This is a genomic window from Flavobacterium anhuiense (genome assembly GCF_001705175.1).
Taxonomy (GTDB): Bacteria; Bacteroidota; Bacteroidia; order Flavobacteriales; family Flavobacteriaceae; genus Flavobacterium; species Flavobacterium anhuiense.
Window position 1 is genome coordinate 4,647,164 of the sequence record NZ_CP016907.1, and the last position, 16,330, is coordinate 4,663,493.

Sequence of the window (16,330 nt, forward strand, 5' to 3'; positions counted from 1 at the left end):
CTATTGGCCTCTGATACATTTGCTTTTCTTTCCAATCTAAACATTAGATCTGAGAGCTTAAAAGTCCCTAATGCAAATTATTAAAATCCATTATTATGATAAACAACTTAAAGAAAATTAGTAGAAGCGCCAGCGTACTAAACCAGCAAAAACCTCAGCAAGTGCAACATTATGATATGATTGTGCTGAGCCACCTTCGGTGGAAATTCGTCTACCAACGCCCTCAACATCTCATTAGCCGAATGGCACAAGATATGAAAGTGCTTTTTATTGAGGAGCCCCTACCCAATCCGGACAATAAAGAACCGGGAACCTTGAGCATCATCAGCGAAAATCTCCATGTACTGCAGCCCAATGTTGAGCGCATTGAAGATATTGCTTTAATTCTTCCCTCCTATACCGGCAGTCGAAATATAGGATCAGCTTGGTTCTATTCACCTGCCTTCTGCCCTATTTTGGAATCTTTCAAATTTGACACTATCATCTATGATTGCATGGATGAACTATCTTTATTTAAAGGAGCACATGAGCAGTTGATGGATCAAGAAAAATATCTGATGGCCAATGCAGACATTATCTTCACAGGAGGCAAATCTCTTTATGAATCCAAAAAAAGGTTCCATCGGAATGTACACTGCTTTCCAAGCTCTGTTGACCGCAGTCATTTTGAAGAGGCAAAAGGCGAGATTTCCATTCCATCAGATATCGGCGATATTCCAATGCCAATTGCGGGCTACTTTGGGGTTATCGATGAAAGGATTGATTTAGAATTGTTGCATGAAGTGGCAAAGAAACTTCCTGATGTATCTTTTGTCATGATTGGACCTCTGGCTAAAATTGAGCACTCTGACCTGCCGCAGACTCCGAATATCCATTATTTGGGAATGAAATGCTACAAGGAACTTCCTAGCTATCTAAAAGCTTTTGACATAGCTCTTATGCCTTTTGCGCTCAATGACGCTACAAAATTCATCAGCCCTACCAAAACGCTCGAATACATGGCCGCCAACAAACCTATTATCTCCACAAAGATTACTGATGTTGTGCGTGACTATGCCCACTGCGTACATCTGGTAGAGAATGCAGATGAATTTGCACAAGCTACCCGAGAACTCACCGATCCCAACAGCGGTTCACAATGGGAGTGCCAGTATAGGGAAATTCTGGATAGGACTTCTTGGGATGCCACGGCTCAAAAAATGAAATCCATCATTAAATCCTTTACCAGATGAAACAGACCGACATTTTAATTATAGGAGCAGGCATTTCAGGTGCAGTTCTAGCCGAACGCTATGCCTCTATTGGCAAAAAAGTGCTTGTAATTGAAAAGCGAAGCCATATCGCAGGGAACTGTTATGACTATACAGATGAAAATGGAATATTGGTCTCCAAGTACGGCGCACATCTATTCCACACCAATGATCAAACCGTATGGCGCTACGTAAACCAATTCTCCGACTGGTATCCTTGGGAACATAAGGTCAAAGCAAGAGTGGACGGAAAATCTGTACCCATTCCAGTGAATATCACCACAGTCAACGAACTTTTTGGGCTTTCCATCGAGGATGAACAGCAGATGAAAGTTTGGCTGGAAGAGAACCGCATACCAATATCTCGTCCGCGCAATGGCAAAGAAGCCGTTTTAAACCGAGTTGGAGCTGTATTATATGAGAAAATGTTTCGGCATTACACTAAAAAACAGTGGGATAAATATCCCGAGGAGCTCGATGCTTCCGTACTGGAGCGCATTCCAGTGAGAACAAATTTTGATGACCGCTATTTCTCTGACGAGTGCCAAGCGCTTCCTGCAGGAGGCTACACGCAACTTTTTGAGAATATGTTGGATCATCCAAATATAGAAATACTCCTTGATACTGACTATCTGGAGACAAAAAAAGAATACAGTGGTTATGAGAAGCTATTTTATACCGGTCCAATTGACCGCTTCTTTGAATTTACTGGACAGCTCACTGAAAAACTTGAATACCGTTCGATCTATTTTGCTAAAGAGACCATTAATGCAGAATATTTTCAGGAAAATTCCGTAGTAAATTACCCTGGAACCGATACCCGCTATACCCGCATTGTGGAATACAAACATTTTGGGAATCAGAAATCCTCAAAGACCACTATAGTCAAGGAGTACACTACCGATGAGGGAGAGCCTTACTACCCAGTTCCCAATCCCAAAAACCAGGAAATCTACAGCAGCTATAAAACGCTGGCTGAACAGCTCCCTGATATCCATTTTGTGGGAAGATTGGCCAACTACAAGTACTTCAATATGGATGAAGCCTTTAAAAACGCGCTGGATCTATTTGAAAATCTGCAAGATAAAAACACTTTAAAAACAGCTGGATAATGGAAAGATTCAATACTTTTTTTATGGCTGGTTTTGAATGCGCTGACCACATCAATAGAAGCGGGGAAAGAATCAACCTTTTGAAGGAGACCCAACACGATATCAGGACAGAAGAAGACTACAGGGCACTCAACGCTATAGATATCAGAACGGTACGCGAGGGCATCTGCTGGAGCGAAGTTGAAAAAGCATCTGGAGATTTTGACTTCTCGAATGTGCTGACTCGCATAAGAGCTGCAGAGAAATACGGCATTCAGCAGATCTGGGATTTAATCCATTTTGGATATCCTGACGGGCTTTACCCTACCCATCCGCTCTTTGCTGAACGTTTTGAAAAGCTCTGCGAGGCCTTTGCCTTGTTTTATAGAGCTAATGCCACCCAGCCCCTGATGGTAGTGCCTATCAATGAGATTAGCTTTCTGGCTTGGCATTCTGGCGATGTGAGAGGTACAGTTCCTTTTGCGACCAACTCTGGATGGGACATGAAATACCATCTCTGCAAGGCGGCTATAGCTGGAATCAAAAAACTTAAAAGTACCGATCCCAACTGCACTGTCATTCTGGTGGAACCTTTGGTTAGAATCCATCCCACACCAGAGCATTATTATGTGCTGGATATCAACGAACACCAGTTTCAAGCCATGGACATCATAGCTGGACGTATGTGCCCAGAACTAGGAGGCTCGGAGGACTATCTGGAAATTCTTGGCTTTAACTACTATTGGGACTGCCAGTGGGAAGCCGGAGGGAAACCACTTCCTTGGCCAGAAGAGCAGGCAAAGGAAAAAAGAACGCCCCTTAGCGAGCTGCTTCAGACTGCTTACTACAGATACCAGAAGCCTATTTTTATTTCCGAAACGGGGCATTTCGGACCGCAAAGAGCCTTGTGGATAAAAGAAATTGCCACTGAATGCCTCAAGGCTCAAGACAACGGTGTGGATCTTCAGGGCATCTGCTTATACCCCGCCACCGACCGTCCTGACTGGGATAATCTACAAAACTACTGCCAGTGTGGTCTTTGGGATCTTGACCATCACAAGGACCGCGTAGCCCATCAGCCCTATATTAATGCGGTTATTCAGGCTCAAAGCAAGTTCCAAAAACCTCAGAACGTACTGAAGCGCCTAGCCAGATTATTTGAATAATTGTCTCATTTAAAACCTAAAAAAATGAAAACCATAAAACCCATAGTAGGCATTACTTTCAGCGCCTTTGACCTGTTACACGCTGGACACGTGAGAATGCTTGAAGAAGCCAAATTGCACTGCGACTACCTCATTGTGGGACTGCAGACCGATCCAACAGTTGACCGTCCTGAAAAGAATAGACCAACACAGTCAGTTGTAGAGCGTTACATTCAGCTTAAAGCGTGTCGCTTTGTAGATGAGATCATTCCCTATACTACCGAGCAGGACCTCGAAGACATCCTACAGGCGTTCCCAATCAATGTGCGAATCATTGGAGAGGAATACCGCGAGAAAGATTTTACAGGAAAAAGCTATTGTGAGAAAATGAAAATCAAACTGATTTATAACAGAAGAAGACATCGCTTTTCCAGCAGCGGATTAAGAAAAGAAGTATACCAGAGAGAATCACTAAAACTAGTATGATATGATACATCCCGATACCGAAGTTCGTTTTATAAGCCCTGAGAAAGGATATGGCGTTGTAGCTACCAAACTGATCCCAAAAGGCACCATCACTTGGGTTCAAGATGATCTGGACCGTGTCTTTAAACGAAGCGAACTCCACAGCTTAAACCCGTTTATCAGAAGCCATCTGCACAAATATTCTTTTACCAACAGGCACGGAGATTTAGTGCTTTGCTGGGACCATGGAAAATTTGTCAACCATAGCTTCAATCCGAGTTGCTTTAGTACACCTTATGACTTTGAAATCGCCATACGAGACATCCATCCCGGCGAGGAACTTACCGATGACTATGGTTATTTAAACCTCGAGGAGCCCTTCAGCTGTATTGATGAAAACACCGATCGTAAGACGGTCTATCCTGACGATATTCTGCGATACCATCAACAGTGGGACGCACTGCTTTTGGAGCATGCGCGGGAAGTCCTTAAACTAGACCAAGCTTTGCTGGATCTGGTTCCAAAGAAAACTTGGTGCGAGTATATCAGTGCGGTGTACAACCCTTCCAAAATGCGCTCCATACTGGAATGCTATTATCAGCCCGAACCTTTGCTAAACGGCATGGCTCAGCGCTAAAGAAAGAGCCAAGAAAAGAACAATAGGAACTGTAAAACAATAAAAAGTATGCCTTCAGAAATTGTAATGAAATGCAGCGCTGCGCTGAAAAGAAAAAAATGGAATGTCTCCTTTGCAGAAAGCGTCACCGCAGGCCGTCTTGCCTCTGAGTTTTCAATGACCAAAAATTCCGGAGCTATCCTTCGCGGAGGAATCGTATGCTATGAGGCATTTGTTAAAGAACAACTTTTGCATGTGCCTCACGAGATGATTCAAAAGCATAGCGCAGAATCTGCCGAAGTCACCAAACTTCTCGCCCAACAGACAGCAAAGCTCTTTAACGCAAAGGTAACGGCCGCCATTACAGGACTTAGCTCTCCAGGAGGAAGCGAAACTCGCCAGAAACCAGTTGGCACCATATTCTTTTATATCATCACTCCTACAGAGCAAATACGCCACCGCGAGCTCTTTCATGGAACCCCAGAGCAGATAGTGATGCAGGCCGTAGACAAGACTGCTCAACTGATACATGACGCCATAGAAAGGTTATAGGAGATAAATATATTAAATAAAAAAGACCTGCAATCACATAGACTGCAGGTCTTTTTTTGCGCGAAAGCTCTTATTGCTCTTGCGATTCCTCTTCTTCCGAAGCGTCAAAATTAATGGTGTTGTAGGCGGCCTCAGTGAGAATGGTATCAGCCTGTTTCTCCTCTTCAAGAGTCTGCTGGAACAATTTTGCTGCCTCCTCTTCATTTAGAGTCAGGGCAAAAGCCGCAAGAGTTCCATAAGAAGCAATTTCATAATGCTCAATTTTTTGGGATCCCGCAATGATTCCCGCATCACGAACTGGACCTAGCTCAGTTTCCTCCATAATGCTTTCCCCTTCTTTAATGAGCCCTTCCATAGCTTCGCATTTTTTAGCGGAAGCCTTGACTCCTAAAATTTCAAAAACCTGCTCAAGCCTCCCCACTTGTTCTTGTGTTACAGCCAAGTGATCGTTTATAGCCGTGATCAAATTCTCCGAAGACGCATTCTTAGCCATTTTTGGAAGCGCTTTAGTAAGCGCTTTTTCCGCCCAGTAGATGTCTTTAAGAGAATCTACAAACAATTCTCTAAGCCCTTCAGCCGCATTGGATTTTGCTGGCACGGCTTTTCCTCTGCTCTGAGCCTGTTTTGCCGGAGCCTTTTTGGCAGGCGCTTTCTTTGCTCCTGTCTTTGCAGTATCTGCTGTTTTCATAATATGCAATTTTTCAATTAAACTATTCCAAATCTAAAGCCCAAAGCCAGCCCGCGCTTACAGAATTCTGTCTTAAGCTTATAAAATAAGCATCCATACCAAAAAGAGCATCATGGCAATTCTATAAAAATAAAACCTTACGTTGAAAAGATATCTTTGGACGACCAGCTACATTTAGCGTTTAACCGCAAAACAAAAAGAAATGATAGAGAAAATTGACGCCCCCGAAAATGTTGCGGCCTTTAGAGCGAAAGGCACTGTAACAGCCGAAGATTACAAAAATGTGTTAGCTCCTGAAGTGTCCAAACTTGCAGAAAGGATCAATGAAATAAACTTTCTATTTGTAATTGACACCGATATCGAAAACTTTACAGCCGCCGCTTGGATGCAGGATGCCCTACTAGGTCTTAAAAATCTGGGAAAATGGAACCGCGCTGCAATCGTCACGGACTCCTCTAGAGCCATATCTTTTACCAATGGCTTCAGCTATCTTGTTCCAGGAGAATTCAGAGGCTATAAAAAAAATGACTTTCATGAAGCGCTAAGGTGGGTAAGCACTGGAGAAGAACCAGAAAATAATTAAAAACAAATCAGTAACATCCTTTCACTAAGAGAGCTAGGCAAATAATTAGGATTGCACTCATCAAAAGATTATTGACTATTCGAACTTTCTAAAACTAAAAAACGTCTTTTCAGACGTTTTTTAGTTTTTATCCTCAATTCTTCTTCTCAGCAGCTCCTTGAAAGACTCCTCTGCCACATGTTGGAGTGTCGAATGGATAATTTCCGTAAAATTCTCCTCACTCCAGCGTGAGGACGCATAGGTTAGCGTGGGCCCCGTATAGACATCTACCACAAAACAGCGTGCGGATGAAATGGAAAAAAATAAGCACGGACAGCGTAACTCCCTAAAGAGTAGATAATCCGTCATTCTTATATTCTGGGCAAGCTGCATCACATTCACAAAAAGTAGAAAGGGATCCGTTCCTGCCTCAGAAAGTCTATACCCAGCCTCCCTTAACGATCCAAAACAGAGCAATACATTTCTCATCTCCAATTTTTTAAAAATCTTTTGGAACAAAACACAGTTTCCTTTGCTCCCATCAACTACTACCACAGGTCCAAGCTTATTCATAACTTCTGATTTTAGAATTGACAATCTAGACAAAACTGCAAAAATTGTCGTAATCATTTTTTTACAATCTACAATGCATTTTTACAGGATCACCATGCACTTTAAAACGCAAAAAATTCTAAAGCAACTTCTCTATGCAACTTCCTAAAAAGAATTGAAGTAACATGGAAATTATATAAATATGAATAAAAATTATGTAAGCAGCACTGTGTAGTGAATTTAAATTTGCCTTACCTAAATCCAACTACCTATGTCTAAAAAACAGCCTACTAAGCTCTTATGCTGCTTGTTAACATTTGGCGTTCATGCGAATGTGCTCCCCAGTACTGCGATGCTGAAGACTATGAAAAACACATTCATCCCCTAATCGATTACACTACTATACAACCCTAAATTACCCTTATGAACCTAAAAAAAACAAGCATCGTTCTGTATTTATTTATTCTTTATTCTTCTGCCCTTGTAGCACAAGGCGGTCCACCTCCCCCAGGGCTTCCCGATGACACTCCTGATCTGCCTATCGATGGGCAGTGCACTTTGCTGCTGGCGGCGGGCATTATATTGGGTCTAATCGTTACCGTAAAACGCCGAAAATCCCACTGAGACTTATTTTTTTTGTATTTAAATCTTAACCCGAAACTGCACATGAAAAAACTGTCTACTCTTTTTTTGATGGCTGTGAACACTAGCTGCTTTTCCCAGCTATATTTGGCAACAGGGGCAAGCCTTTATGCCAAAAACGAAGTGCTTTATGTCAAAGAAAATCTTCAGCTCAATGCTAATTCCAATCTCTATTTAAGAAATGAAGCCCAGCTCATTCAAGGAGCCAGCCTCTCTAACAATGTTGGTCTGGGCTCTCTTTCAGTTTACCAAGAAGGCACATCAGATAATTTTGAATACAACTACTGGTGTGCCCCTGTCGGAATGCCTTCCAATACAACGGGAAACTCCAGTTTTGGCATCACCATGCTCTCACGTCCTGAAACGGCGATTCTTTCGACCTCTGCGTCGATTCTTCCACAGGGAAGCTATGACGGCACTGCATCGCCTCTCGCAATCGCTTCCTCATGGATCTATAAACTTACCAATGCCAGCAGTTATTCACAGTGGAGCGCAGTTGGAGCAGCCACTTCTTTAGCTCCAGGCGAAGGCTTTACCATGAAAGGAACCTCTGGCACAGATCTTTTAGATCCTCTAGGACTCGGAATACCTAACAACCCTGGAGGTGCACAGCGCTATGATTTCAGAGGAAAGCCTAATAGCGGCAATATTAGCGTTACTCTAACAACGGGCAACGCCACACTCACCGGAAACCCCTATCCATCGGCTCTGAATCTGAATGCCTTTCTTTTGGATCCCGATAACCTGGCCATAACTGGAGGAACGGCCTATTTCTGGCAACAGGATAGAACCGTAAACTCCCACTATCTGAGCGCCTACCGTGGGGGCTATGGCTCCTATTCACCTGTGAATGCGAATTCTGAAGGAATCTATGTGCCAGCGGCCTTTAACGCCTATAATCAGGATGGTACTCCAAACGCTGGCCCAGGATCTGGAACAGGAACTATTCTGCAACGAAGATATTCTCCGATCGGTCAGGGATTCTTGCTGAATGGAACTTCCAATGGCACGGCAACCTTTAAAAATGTCCATCGCATATTTTTTAGAGAGGGTACTGGAATCTCACAGTTCGAAAAAAAGACGCCACAATTACAAACGCAAAAGCAGGCCGAGGAGATAGAACCCCTATCCTATTTGAGAATAAATAGCATAATCAATGGCCAATTTACCAGACAACTTGCCTTGGCCTTTCTTTCTCAGGCCACAGATGGACCAGATCCTGGAATTGACGCGTTGAACATGACCACTGATCTGCCTGAAGACGTCAATTTCCGCATTGGCAATGCCTCCTACCTCATACAGGGAATCGCTTTTGATCCATCAAAAAAAATTCCTTTAGCCGTAAAAGCATCCAAAGAGACGACCTTTAAGTTTCTCATAACAGAAACAGCCCATTTTGATTCCTCACAACCGATCTTTCTCTATGACAGCTCTGATGACTCCTACCATGACATCAGAAACATTGCCTATGAAATCAAAGTCCCTGCCGGTAACCACACCAGCCGCTTCTCCATTGCTTTCAAAGATAATCATAACCTAAGTCTGGAAGAAAACCCAGATTCAGAGCATTTTATAGTTTATCAGGACAGATTATCCAAAGCCATTAAGGCATCTAATCCCCAGCTGCTTACTATTCGCTCTATGTCTCTATACAATATGGCTGGAGAAAAGGTTTTTAAAGCAAAAGAGTTACAAACCGAACTCACCTACAGTTTCACTCCTTCTAGACTACCAGCAGGTGTCTACATAATAGAGTTTCTTACCGATGATAATCGCAAGATCACCAAAAAAATCCTGCTCTCTACAGATGGAGATAAATGAGGATAGACGATTAACTAAACAAAAATGAAAACTAAAATAAACGATATGCATACAAAATCTACCCTATACCGAACAGCCCTAGCAATGCTGCTTTTTCTACTTCTGACCGAAGCAAATGCCCAAATAGGAATCGGAACGATAACCCCAGATCCTTCCTCCATACTGGATATCTCCTCCACAGCTCAAGGAATGCTGGCTCCTAGGATGAGCACCGCACAGCGTACTGCTATTGCCAGCCCAGCTGAAAGTCTGCTGGTGTTTGACACCACCGACAAAGCGTTTTATTTCTATAATGTTGCAACTTCGGCTTGGATTAAAATGGCCAATGAAAGCACCTTAAAAAGAACCAATTACAAGCTGGTAAAATCAGCTGCTGATCTTGCGCCCGAGCTTGCTGCAGGAGGCGGAACATCATATTTGCTCAACACCAATACATTATATGAAATCAACGGAACCATTTCTCTTACACGTCCCATCAACATCAACAATGCATATGTCTCAGGCCTTGATGCCAACGAAGATGTGCTTTCCTATGCCGGTGTAATTTTTCAGGGTAATACAGGAGGCAGCATTCGAAACCTGACCTTAAGAGGTGCCACTGCCTTTGCTATTACGGGGCCAGGCGCGGCGACGTCTTCTTCCCTTCTGGTTCAGAATGTCGTTATAGACGGGATGAGTTCTAGTGTGGGTAGCATATCGGGTATCGGACTCTATTTTGGCAATATCATCCAGTTTGTCAACAATGCGAACGGCATTACTTATTCCAATATCGGCAATCTACTCCTAAATAACCAAGCTTGGGCTTCCAGCAACAATGGAACTTTCGAAACCTTCACGGGCACTTTTGGACTGATACAAAAAAACAGTGGTTTCAGCACCCTAAATGGCGCTGATGTAGCCATAGATGTGAGCAGTGCAACACTTAGCGTAGGAACAGGAGTATTACTTGGCACTGTCTTCTCTGGCACTACAACAAATTCTTCAGGCTACATTAATCGATATGCTGCCGCGTCGACCTACCCTGGCTACAACTTTAGCACAGCTTGGACCGTTGATGCGCCTGGCATACCAAGAGAAGGCGATGCCGATGCAACAGGCGATATTAATCTAGATGCCGCAGTTGGAGCCGGAACCACAACTTCCTTTACCGGAACAGGCACGGCCAGCAGGATAAAGCTTAACGGTACCACGACTTCAAACAATCTGTTCCGATTCACTAAAGATGGTAATAACAGAATCACCTATAGAGGAAACAAAACCAGATATTTTCAGGTAAACGCATCGGTATCTTATCAGGGAACAGGCTCTGATATTACCCTTATTCTTTATATAGCCAGAAACGGCGTTGTGCTTACTGACACTAAAGTCTATGGTAGGCCTTCTACGGGATTCTTATCCACTGCCGGCATCCTTGCGCTTCCGGTTGTAGGCACCATGCAACTCAAAAAGGACGATTACATTGAAATATGGGCTGAACGCTACGACGGAACTGGTGGCATGTCCACTGTATCTTTAAACTTAAGCGCCAGATAGGCCTTTCTGCATATCACATTAAAGTAAAAGCTCCGTTATGGGGCTTTTACTGTTCTTGAACCTACATCTGTAAAGCCACGACTTTCCGCATAATGCCAAGAAACTGTCCATAAAACGTAATCTCAGATCTTCCGCTTTAAATATCTTTAAGGAAATCTCAAATCCAAAGAGCAAGGAGAGGCCAAATTTATAAATAGACTCCTAGGTCATTTCTGAGATCAACAGCACGGTTATAAAAGTAATAATAGACAAAACCATTACATTAATTATGGTGTCTTTTCTTTTTCTTGATTTAATGGCAGAGGCGTTTTTATATACTTTGTATTTTTTATCTTTCTTCATTTTATCTTTTTCAATTAAGCATTCGAACACAGAAAAATCTGTTGGTAAGCATCTTTTTCGATATGATACTACTGCCACTTTTTATTAAACTTTGATAAGTTTATTTAAAAGCGAACAATAATAACAATTTCTTCCAATCGTCATTTAAATAAGATCGCTCAGTTCTGAAAGCTAAATTATAACAGCTCAAAAATTGAGACTCACACAATTTCAGGTTATCATTATAAAATTCCCACAACTTTGAAATAGTCTTGCAATAGAAGTCTTCTTCGCTACAAATGTTCTGAGAAGCTAAGCAGTTATCCTTTCATTTTCAAACAAATAGCCCATCAATAAAATCTCATAAAAACAAACTTTAGCGCTTTTGTTCGTATCTAACACAATAAGGTTTGAAAATCAAAACCAAAACACAATAATTTAAAAACCAGTATATTAACTATATAAAAAAGGGGAAAATTCCCCTTTTTTGGTAGCTTCTCATTTATCTAATTTAGTCCAATCTTAAAAGCACCGTTAGAAGCCTAATTTTCTAATTACATTCTCCGCCCTAAATCTTATTTCTTCCAATAAAATTTCATTTAGTATTTATAATAATTTTTATCAAAGATGATTTTTGAAGTAATACAAATAATTACAGAACAAGTAAACAACTATCTCGAAGAAATTGGGTTAGATAAATCTGTTGTTCCTGAAAATATTGCTTTTCTAGAATCTCAAAATGATGAAATTACAGACGCGTTAAAAAATGCTGTGGCACTTACAATAATCAATTTAGATGAAGAAGCTACTTTAAAAAACTTCCCAAATCATAGTATAGAAAATACGAAAACCATATATAAGAATAGTGTTATCAATTTAAACTTGTATCTGCTTTTTAGCGCTAACAGAGATAAATATGTCAATTCGCTAAAAGATATTTCAAAAATTATTGAGTTTTTTCAAGGGAAAAAGCTTTTTACTCAAGCCAATACCATCTTTAATAGAAATAGCAGCGCTATGAGTAATGTAGACAACTTTAGGTTTACGGTTGAACTCTACACTCCCACTTTTGAAGAATTAAATTATATCTGGGGAACGCTTGGCGGAAAACAGCTTCCGTCGGCTTTATATAAAGTCAGCATGATCCAAATCGAACGCAATATTGCACAAGCAGAAGGACATCTTATTGGTGAATTTACAGGAATAACTAAAAAGAAAGAACAGTCATGAGTTATTCTTCTACATATGGTTTACTGTTTCAAGTGACGCTTCTTCATAATTATTTTTTGAATAATGGAGAAGAGACTTTTGCAAGCATGACAGATGATAAAAAAGAGAAAATGCTGCAGCAATTTAGTGCCGATGCATTTATAACAGTAACGCCAACTTTAGAAACCAATATTGTACTTAAAAACTACAAAATGGTATTTAAAAAAAACAAAACAGGTTTCGGAGTATATGTGAAAGTGAAAGATGAATCGGTCCCATTTATTAAAGTCCCTGCCGATTTGAACTTAAAGTTTTTAATTAATATTAATGATTATCAATTTGAAAATTATACTAATCTTGATTTTGCTCTTACTCGAGCATATCTTTTCAGTAATGTAAAGCCATTGACTGAACCCGTTTCGTTTAAATATCTTCCAAAAATAAGTGACAACAAACTGATTTCAAATGCCTATCTAGTATCTGAAAAAACTACTGCCGACTTACTTTCAACACTACAGTCGCCAGAACAGCAAAATGTCTTTGGAATTATTTCGCTAACCGCTAAAGGTGACAACAGCTCGGAAGATATTATAGACAATTCGGATAAAATGTTAAGCCCAAACTTTAAAATTCATTTTGACAATAGAAAAACATTTTGGAGATACATCGACCGTAAAGCAAAAACTGTAATTAAAACCAATACCGCAAAACCGCTAACGCGATCTGGTTTTGTAGAAATTGATCCGCTTACAGATTTTACGCCTTCACAACCGGCAGAAAGTCAATATCCAAATCCATCTGTAAAATCAATAACAAAAATCGATAGTGATTACTATTCGGAAATATTTATTTAATAATTAAAAAACAAATCAATTATGGCAACAACTTACAAAACGCCTGGAGTATATGTTGAGGAAATCGTAAAGTTTCCCCCTTCTGTTGCCCAGGTAGAGACTGCGATTCCATGTTTCATTGGCTATACTGAAAAAGCCACGAACAAGATTAATGGAGATTTGAAACTGAAACCAACAAGAATAACTTCTCTTTTAGAATATGAGCGTTTTTTTGGTTTTGCAAAACCAGAGACAACAATTAGCGTTACCATTAATGACGTTTCAACTGAAAATGGAGACACAAGATCTATTGTTGTGGATCAGCCAACTGCAAAACAGCCTTTTTTGATGTATTATTCATTGCAGCTGTTCTTTGCAAATGGCGGTGGCCCTTGCTACATTATTTCAGTTGGGCGTTATGGAAATGATTTAGATGAAGAAGACATTCCAGTCACAACAATCACTAACAGCTCTAAATTGACCGACGGATTGGCTGAATTGGAAAAGGTAGACGAACCAACACTAATTCTATTTCCCGATGCTACAAGAGTGGATGCAATAACTCCAACTGATTTCTATGGATTGTACAATAGCGCATTAATGCAGTGTCAGAATCTTCAAGACCGATTTACTTTAATTGACACTTTAGGTTATGATGAGTCAAGCCCTACAGATCCAAATATAGATGCTTTGAGAGGCGAAATTAGTGCTGAAAAAGACACTATTAAGTATGGAGCTGCGTATTATCCGCACTTAGAAACTATTTTGGACTACGCCTTTGACAGCAGTAAAATTATATTAAAACATTACTCCTACACGGCAAAAGCATATGATAAAATTGCTGAAAGTCTAGTAGCCATCGAAAGTCCAACGCTGGGAATTGATGCAACTGTAGCTAAATTAGTTGATGTTACGACTACTCCTGGAGATATTTCTGGACAAATAAGCGATTTGTTTTTACAGATGTACAGCAATGATGCAACTGGTTTTGATTTAGGCGGGACTTTTGTCAGCAATCCTGCTAAAAAAACAGCATTCTTGGAAAAATTGAATATTCTGCTTACTTCTTTAGAAAGTCTATCCCTTTTAAGAAATTCATTAAACGACGAAGCAAATGCTGCAATCAGCACAATATCTGACGAAGATATGGTTATTGCAAATAACATCACAAGCGCTTTGACTACTTTTAATTCAAATTTTACCACTGCAAATAAAATTGACTCTGTATATAAAAATTTAAAGACGTTAAAGAAAAAAATACAGGACGAGAACACAACTGCTAAATTGCTTAAAATTGTATCGACTGACACTGTAAGTTTTGATAAAGAATTAAAAAAACTTGTAGAGTATGCTCCTTTAAATAGTCAAACTGCAATTACAGTATCTACAAATAATTTTTCCAATATAAAAGCTGACCTTCTTGCACTTTTAAATGCTATTAAATCTGTGAGCGGAAAAGATGTAAACAATGGGGCTTTAAACGGAAGAAAATTAAGCACTTTAGAAAGCATCGACAATGCAACTTACAACAAAATCCTTACTGAAATTTACAACCTGCCAATAACTCTTCCTCCAAGCTCTGCTATTGCTGGGGTTTATGCAAGAGTTGACAGAGATAGAGGTGTTTGGAAAGCTCCTGCAAATGTAAGCTTGAATTATGTCATAAAACCAACAGTTAAAATAACAAATACCATTCAGGACAACTTAAATGTTGATACTGTCGCAGGTAAATCTATAAACGCTATCAGAACATTTACCGGTAAGGGAACCTTGGTTTGGGGGTCAAGAACCTTAGCCGGTAACGATAGTGAATGGCGTTATGTACCTGTTCGCCGCTTCTTCAACATGGCTGAGGAATCAATTAAAAAGGCGACCGAACAGTTTGTTTTTGAACCTAACGATGCCAATACTTGGATAAGAGTAAGAGCTATGATTGAGAATTTCTTAATTCTTCAATGGAGAGCTGGAGCTTTGGCTGGAGCAAAACCAGAACAAGCATTTTACGTAAGAATCGGTCTAGGACAAACCATGTCTGCTATGGATATTTTAGACGGTAAAATGATTATCGAAATCGGTATGGCAGTAGTTCGTCCGGCTGAGTTCATCATTCTTCGTTTCTCTCACAAAATGCAGGAATCTTAATTAAAACATCATTAAAAAATATAAATCATGAGTTATCCGTTATCAAAGTTTCATTTCTCAGTTGACTGGGGTGGAACAAAAATAGGCTTTACAGAAGTTTCCGGATTAGATGTAGAAACTGAAGTTATTGAGTACCGTCAGGGCGCTAGTCCAGAGTACAGTAAAATCAAGATGCCTGGCATGCAAAAGTTCTCTAACATTACGATGAAAAGAGGCACTTTCAAAAGCGACAATGAATACTACGCTTGGTGGAATACAGTAAAACTAAACACCATCGAAAGAAGAGATATTACCATCAAATTACTTAACGAAGAGCACGAACCAGTGATTACTTGGAAAGTAAAAAATGCATGGCCGACAAAAGTGCAGTCAACCGATTTAAAAGCTGATGGAAACGAAGTAGCCATCGAATCTATTGAATTGGTTCACGAAGGTTTATCTATTCAAAATGACTAATCATGGCTAATTATTATCCACCCGTAGGCTTTCATTTTCTGGTTGAATTTGACCAACTAGGCACAAAAGAAAAAGACCATCAATTTCAGTCAGTATCAGGACTTTCCGTAGATCTTGAAACAGAAGAATTTGTTGAGGGTGGAGAAAACAGATTCAAACACAAGCTTCCTGTAAAAACCAAATATCCCAATTTAGTTTTAAAAAGGGGAATTCTTATTGATTCTGATGTAATTGAATGGTGCAGAAAAGCAATTGAAAACTTCGAATTTAAGCCTGTTGATTTAACGGTAAAACTCTTGAATCAAGATCACGAACCGTTAATGCATTGGAAAGTGGTACATGCTTATCCGGTAAAATGGGCTGTTGAAGATTTCAGTGCTTTAGAAAGTAAAATTGTTGTTGAAAGCTTTGAGCTTGCTTATAATCATTTCACCCTTCACAAAAAATAATGT

General features: G+C 40.2%; 17 protein-coding genes. 14 read left to right on the forward strand and 3 right to left on the reverse strand.

Annotation, left to right across the window (positions count from 1 at the left end; all coding sequences use genetic code 11):
* Positions 1–95 precede the first annotated feature (95 nt).
* Genes BB050_RS19600 through BB050_RS19625 form a run of 6 tightly spaced genes read left to right on the forward strand, consistent with a single transcriptional unit; the run spans position 96 to position 5,119 of the window.
* A complete protein-coding gene (locus BB050_RS19600; protein ID WP_066034789.1) occupies positions 96–1,232 on the forward strand; it encodes a glycosyltransferase in 1,137 nt (378 codons plus the stop codon).
* Positions 1,229–2,362 (forward strand): UDP-galactopyranose mutase, encoded by a 1,134-nt coding sequence (glf, locus tag BB050_RS19605; RefSeq protein WP_066034790.1) that lies wholly within the window; start codon positions 1,229–1,231, stop codon positions 2,360–2,362. Before BB050_RS19600 ends, glf begins: the two co-directional genes overlap by 4 nt.
* Complete coding sequence (locus BB050_RS19610; protein WP_066034791.1) at positions 2,362–3,507, forward strand: glycoside hydrolase family 1 protein; 1,146 nt, start codon at positions 2,362–2,364, stop codon at positions 3,505–3,507. The genes glf and BB050_RS19610 overlap by 1 nt, the downstream gene beginning before the upstream one ends.
* 24 nt (positions 3,508–3,531) lie before the next feature.
* Entirely contained in the window at positions 3,532–3,972 is a 441-nt protein-coding gene (locus BB050_RS19615) for an adenylyltransferase/cytidyltransferase family protein (protein WP_066034792.1), read from the forward strand.
* A gap of 1 nt (position 3,973) precedes the next feature.
* Complete coding sequence (locus tag BB050_RS19620; RefSeq protein WP_008463614.1) at positions 3,974–4,588, forward strand: SET domain-containing protein; 615 nt, start codon at positions 3,974–3,976, stop codon at positions 4,586–4,588.
* Positions 4,589–4,636: 48 nt separating this feature from the next.
* Positions 4,637–5,119, forward strand: a complete 483-nt coding sequence (locus tag BB050_RS19625; protein WP_066034793.1) for a CinA family protein — start codon at positions 4,637–4,639, stop codon at positions 5,117–5,119.
* Between the two features lie 70 nt (positions 5,120–5,189).
* Here the strand turns inward: BB050_RS19625 and BB050_RS19630 are convergent, their stop codons facing one another.
* Positions 5,190–5,807, reverse strand: coding sequence for a YciE/YciF ferroxidase family protein (locus BB050_RS19630; protein ID WP_066034794.1), 618 nt, complete (start codon positions 5,805–5,807; stop codon positions 5,190–5,192).
* Positions 5,808–6,009: 202 nt separating this feature from the next.
* On the opposite strand from BB050_RS19630, the gene BB050_RS19635 reads away from it, so the two are divergent.
* Complete coding sequence (locus BB050_RS19635) at positions 6,010–6,390, forward strand: SpoIIAA family protein (protein ID WP_066034795.1); 381 nt, start codon at positions 6,010–6,012, stop codon at positions 6,388–6,390.
* 120 nt (positions 6,391–6,510) lie between these two features.
* Here the strand turns inward: BB050_RS19635 and BB050_RS19640 are convergent, their stop codons facing one another.
* Positions 6,511–6,942, reverse strand: coding sequence for a hypothetical protein (locus BB050_RS19640; RefSeq protein ID WP_066034796.1), 432 nt, complete (start codon positions 6,940–6,942; stop codon positions 6,511–6,513).
* Positions 6,943–7,587: 645 nt separating this feature from the next.
* On the opposite strand from BB050_RS19640, the gene BB050_RS19645 reads away from it, so the two are divergent.
* Together BB050_RS19645 and BB050_RS19650 are read left to right on the forward strand one after the other, a co-directional pair.
* Positions 7,588–9,384 (forward strand): T9SS type A sorting domain-containing protein, encoded by a 1,797-nt coding sequence (locus BB050_RS19645; protein WP_236940372.1) that lies wholly within the window; start codon positions 7,588–7,590, stop codon positions 9,382–9,384.
* Between the two features lie 24 nt (positions 9,385–9,408).
* Positions 9,409–10,917: a hypothetical protein gene (locus BB050_RS19650; protein ID WP_083219882.1), complete on the forward strand. Its 1,509-nt coding sequence runs from the start codon at positions 9,409–9,411 to the stop codon at positions 10,915–10,917.
* A 201-nt stretch (positions 10,918–11,118) separates the two neighbouring features.
* Here the strand turns inward: BB050_RS19650 and BB050_RS21930 are convergent, their stop codons facing one another.
* Positions 11,119–11,259: a hypothetical protein gene (locus BB050_RS21930; protein ID WP_157498517.1), complete on the reverse strand. Its 141-nt coding sequence runs from the start codon at positions 11,257–11,259 to the stop codon at positions 11,119–11,121.
* 606 nt (positions 11,260–11,865) lie between these two features.
* On the opposite strand from BB050_RS21930, the gene BB050_RS19660 reads away from it, so the two are divergent.
* From BB050_RS19660 to BB050_RS19680, 5 genes are read left to right on the forward strand one after another with little or no spacing between them, the layout of a single operon-like run.
* Complete coding sequence (locus tag BB050_RS19660) at positions 11,866–12,468, forward strand: Pvc16 family protein (protein ID WP_008463605.1); 603 nt, start codon at positions 11,866–11,868, stop codon at positions 12,466–12,468.
* Positions 12,465–13,301, forward strand: coding sequence for a hypothetical protein (locus BB050_RS19665; RefSeq protein ID WP_066034798.1), 837 nt, complete (start codon positions 12,465–12,467; stop codon positions 13,299–13,301). The genes BB050_RS19660 and BB050_RS19665 overlap by 4 nt, the downstream gene beginning before the upstream one ends.
* A gap of 21 nt (positions 13,302–13,322) precedes the next feature.
* The gene (locus tag BB050_RS19670; protein ID WP_066034799.1) at positions 13,323–15,422 is read left to right on the forward strand and encodes a phage tail sheath C-terminal domain-containing protein; all 2,100 of its coding nucleotides are present in this window, start codon (positions 13,323–13,325) and stop codon (positions 15,420–15,422) included.
* Positions 15,423–15,449: 27 nt separating this feature from the next.
* Positions 15,450–15,878, forward strand: a complete 429-nt coding sequence (locus BB050_RS19675; protein WP_008463601.1) for a phage tail protein — start codon at positions 15,450–15,452, stop codon at positions 15,876–15,878.
* 2 nt (positions 15,879–15,880) lie between these two features.
* Positions 15,881–16,327: a phage tail protein gene (locus BB050_RS19680; protein WP_066034800.1), complete on the forward strand. Its 447-nt coding sequence runs from the start codon at positions 15,881–15,883 to the stop codon at positions 16,325–16,327.
* Positions 16,328–16,330: the final 3 nt, after the last annotated feature.

Coding starts and splice junctions, on each gene's coding strand:
- BB050_RS19635 (WP_066034795.1), top strand. CDS start 6,010: ATGATAGAGAAAATTGACGCCCCCGAAAATGTTGCGGCCTTTAGAGCG.
- BB050_RS19610 (WP_066034791.1), top strand. CDS start 2,362: ATGGAAAGATTCAATACTTTTTTTATGGCTGGTTTTGAATGCGCTGAC.
- BB050_RS19630 (WP_066034794.1), bottom strand. CDS start 5,807: ATGAAAACAGCAGATACTGCAAAGACAGGAGCAAAGAAAGCGCCTGCC.
- BB050_RS21930 (WP_157498517.1), bottom strand. CDS start 11,259: ATGAAGAAAGATAAAAAATACAAAGTATATAAAAACGCCTCTGCCATT.
- BB050_RS19665 (WP_066034798.1), top strand. CDS start 12,465: ATGAGTTATTCTTCTACATATGGTTTACTGTTTCAAGTGACGCTTCTT.
- BB050_RS19650 (WP_083219882.1), top strand. CDS start 9,409: ATGAAAACTAAAATAAACGATATGCATACAAAATCTACCCTATACCGA.
- BB050_RS19600 (WP_066034789.1), top strand. CDS start 96: ATGATAAACAACTTAAAGAAAATTAGTAGAAGCGCCAGCGTACTAAAC.
- BB050_RS19670 (WP_066034799.1), top strand. CDS start 13,323: ATGGCAACAACTTACAAAACGCCTGGAGTATATGTTGAGGAAATCGTA.
- BB050_RS19625 (WP_066034793.1), top strand. CDS start 4,637: ATGCCTTCAGAAATTGTAATGAAATGCAGCGCTGCGCTGAAAAGAAAA.
- BB050_RS19675 (WP_008463601.1), top strand. CDS start 15,450: ATGAGTTATCCGTTATCAAAGTTTCATTTCTCAGTTGACTGGGGTGGA.
- BB050_RS19660 (WP_008463605.1), top strand. CDS start 11,866: ATGATTTTTGAAGTAATACAAATAATTACAGAACAAGTAAACAACTAT.
- BB050_RS19615 (WP_066034792.1), top strand. CDS start 3,532: ATGAAAACCATAAAACCCATAGTAGGCATTACTTTCAGCGCCTTTGAC.
- BB050_RS19645 (WP_236940372.1), top strand. CDS start 7,588: ATGAAAAAACTGTCTACTCTTTTTTTGATGGCTGTGAACACTAGCTGC.
- glf (WP_066034790.1), top strand. CDS start 1,229: ATGAAACAGACCGACATTTTAATTATAGGAGCAGGCATTTCAGGTGCA.
- BB050_RS19640 (WP_066034796.1), bottom strand. CDS start 6,942: ATGAATAAGCTTGGACCTGTGGTAGTAGTTGATGGGAGCAAAGGAAAC.
- BB050_RS19680 (WP_066034800.1), top strand. CDS start 15,881: ATGGCTAATTATTATCCACCCGTAGGCTTTCATTTTCTGGTTGAATTT.
- BB050_RS19620 (WP_008463614.1), top strand. CDS start 3,974: ATGATACATCCCGATACCGAAGTTCGTTTTATAAGCCCTGAGAAAGGA.